Here is a 2,794-nt window from a genome sequence, read left to right on the forward strand (position 1 = left end):
AGTCGTCAGTTCCCGAACCCTCAACCGATACCGAAAGCGAACCGGAGCCGCCCGCGGTCGCGCCAACGCCGACACCAAAACCCGACATCGCGGAGCCCGAGGCTCAGCCGCCCAACGTTGGCCCGCAGCCGTCGCAAAAGCCGGCGGACGCGGACGAGAAGAAGATGCTGCCCGATCCGCGCTCGGCCGATCTGCCCGACGAGAAAATGCCAGCCGAGGAAGTCGCCTGCCGCGAACGACTGAAGACGCTCGGCGTCGAATTCGAAGAACACAAGGCGGAAAGCCAGCCCGAAATCGGCTGTTCGATCCCATACCCCATCGTGCTGAAGAACCTTGGAAAGTCCGTCGCCATCGGCCCCGGCACCGAGCTCAATTGCAAGATGGCCGAGGCGACGGCGCGTTTTGCCGCCGATGTCATCCAGCCGGCGGCGAAAGCCGAATTCGGTGAGGACCTGAAATCGATCGGCCAGGCATCGGCCTTTGTCTGCCGGCCACGCAACGGCACCCGAAAACTGTCGGAACACGCGTTCGGCAACGCGCTCGACATCGCCAGCTTCACGCTGTCGGACGGCAAGAAGATCGAGGTCGGCCCGGCGCCGCCGGAGAAGGACGCCAAATTCCTCAATGCCGTGCGCAAGGCCGCCTGTGGACCCTTCAAGACGGTGCTCGGTCCGGGCGCCGATGCCGATCACTCCCTGCATTTCCATCTCGATCTCGAACCGAGACGGCATGGCGGGACGTTCTGCCAATAGCCGAAAGCGCACTCAGGAATTGGGCTAAATCTATTGCAGAGCGCTCGGCGGGAGCGGCTTGTCGATCTCGGCCCTCATGATCAAAACACCACGTGTAAAATCATCAAAATCTTCGATACTCATGCTGCAAGTCTCTTGGACGAAACTTTTATGCCGGAATTGAACCACAACATACTTCTGCTGATCCCTGTCCAGCTTCAGAAGAAAGGCAAACGAATAGGGACTCCTGCGTAAAGTTACATACACTTCACGCAGATCCCGGGCGGTGAAGAACCGTTTTATCGTACGCCAGATCGACATTTACCCCTCCAACCGCAATTATTATAAAACTAGTAGGCGCCTTGTCGAAGATGAATTGCCCTCGCCGATGATCCGCGTGCCGCAATTCGGCCGCAGGCATGAACGCGGGCGCTGAGTTTTCCTTTACCCTTGATCGTTAAAATGCCGGATATCCATCAACGGGATTCCGCCAATGGCCGGCAAATTTCGGGCCGTGTTTTTCGCCACCGCGCGCCAGACAAAATATGCAGCAATGCTGACCGCCGGCCTGGCGCTGGCGGCGCTTTCCGCCTGCAACACCGGCAGTGTGCTGTCGCTGCAGCCGGCCGTCGACGTCGGCGCGCAGACGGCTGCCGTGCCGCAATATGCCGGCATGCAGAAGCTTGTCCCTTCCAATCCATACATGACGCAGGCCGCTTATCCGCGCATGGACGAGCCGATGTCGCCCGTCGAGCAGATGCCGGCCAGCGAAACCGACTGCCGGCAGCAATTGAAGCGTCTCGATGTCGCCTACACCGACCTGGCGCCGATCCATGAAGGCCAGTGCGGCATCGATTATCCGGTCAAGGTTTCGGCCATCGGCAACATCCAGATGAAACCCGCGGCAACCCTGACCTGCGACATGGCCGCCACCTTTGCCGGCTGGACGAAGAACGAGCTCGTCCCCTCCGCCCGCTGGCGCTATTTCTCCGGCGTCAAGACCATCCACCAGGGCTCCAGCTATTCCTGCCGCAGGATTGCCGGCGAAGGTGTCCTGTCCGAGCATGGCAAGGGAAATGCGCTCGACGTCATGAGCATCGAACTCAACAATGGCGACGACATTGACGTGCGTAAGCCCGGCCTGTTCGCTTTCCGCACCCGCGGCTTCCTCAACAATGTGCGCGCCGACGGCTGCCAGTACTTCACCACCGTGCTCGGCCCCGGCTACAATTACGACCACCGCAACCATTTCCATTTCGACATCAAGAACCGCAAAAACGGTTATCGCGCCTGCCGTTAGGAAGAGATCAGCCTAATCGGCGCCACCGGTTGAAGCGGCGATCTGCCGTGCAACCAAGTCCTGGATGCGCCAGAGATTCCGGTCGCGGATGCCGCTCTCTTCAAGCTTGCTCACGGTCCTGAACAAATACTGCGCCGAAGAGCCCCAATGACCGGCAGCCCGCGCCAGCGTGTCGGCAACCTGCTCCAACGGCAACCGGCCGGCATAGGCGCTGCCGTCCGGCGCGGCGACGAAAGCCAAGGCACGCAGCGGCCCGTCCCTGGTCTTGACCTTGATCCAGCATGGCACGTTGGTTGGCGGGTTGGCATCGATCTCGCGGCGCATCAACTGGCCGAGTTGCCCGAAATGATCTTCCGCGGGCAGCCGATAGACGATGCCGCTGCAGCTGCCGCCTCGATCGAGCGCCAGCATCAGGGCCGGCAAATCGCGGGTTCCGCGCCAGCGGGTCAGCTTCAGGCAGAACGAGCGGTGCCATCCCGGCGCCGTGGCCGGGCGCTGCTCGACATAGGCGAATTCGGGGTTCCAGATCAACGACCCGTAGGCAAAGACCCAAAGCGTCTCGGGACGATGCTGCAAAAGCAGCTTTTCGACCAGGCCATCGAACTCCACATCGGTGTGCTCGCTGGTTCCGGGCTCTGGCCCGGGATCAGGCTCGACACGCTCAACTTGCGCGACAAGCTCGGCGGTCAACGCCATTGGCTTGCGGCCTGCCGGCTTCCGCTCCATTGCTGCCCCCGCGAGGAAACGATGCCCACGATAGACC

General features: G+C 61.4%; 4 protein-coding genes. 2 read left to right on the forward strand and 2 right to left on the reverse strand.

Annotation, left to right across the window (positions count from 1 at the left end):
• A partial coding sequence (locus tag EN939_RS28495) for an extensin-like domain-containing protein (protein ID WP_206528359.1) occupies window positions 1–752 on the forward strand: 752 nt, incomplete at its 5' end.
• Window positions 753–782: 30 nt separating this feature from the next.
• On the opposite strand, the gene EN939_RS28500 is transcribed toward EN939_RS28495, so the two are convergent.
• Complete coding sequence (locus tag EN939_RS28500; RefSeq protein WP_127270419.1) at window positions 783–1,052, reverse strand: hypothetical protein; 270 nt, start codon at window positions 1,050–1,052, stop codon at window positions 783–785.
• A 172-nt stretch (window positions 1,053–1,224) separates the two neighbouring features.
• Here EN939_RS28500 and EN939_RS28505 point away from each other — a divergent pair, with 172 nt between their 5' ends.
• Window positions 1,225–2,031, forward strand: a complete 807-nt coding sequence (locus EN939_RS28505) for an extensin-like domain-containing protein (protein ID WP_127270418.1) — start codon at window positions 1,225–1,227, stop codon at window positions 2,029–2,031.
• Between the two features lie 12 nt (window positions 2,032–2,043).
• Here the strand turns inward: EN939_RS28505 and EN939_RS28510 are convergent, their stop codons facing one another.
• Complete coding sequence (locus EN939_RS28510) at window positions 2,044–2,757, reverse strand: gamma-glutamylcyclotransferase (protein ID WP_127270448.1); 714 nt, start codon at window positions 2,755–2,757, stop codon at window positions 2,044–2,046.
• Window positions 2,758–2,794: the final 37 nt, after the last annotated feature.

The sequence above is a fragment of the Mesorhizobium sp. M7A.F.Ca.CA.002.05.1.1 genome, assembly GCF_003998335.1.
Lineage (GTDB): Bacteria > Pseudomonadota > Alphaproteobacteria > Rhizobiales > Rhizobiaceae > Mesorhizobium.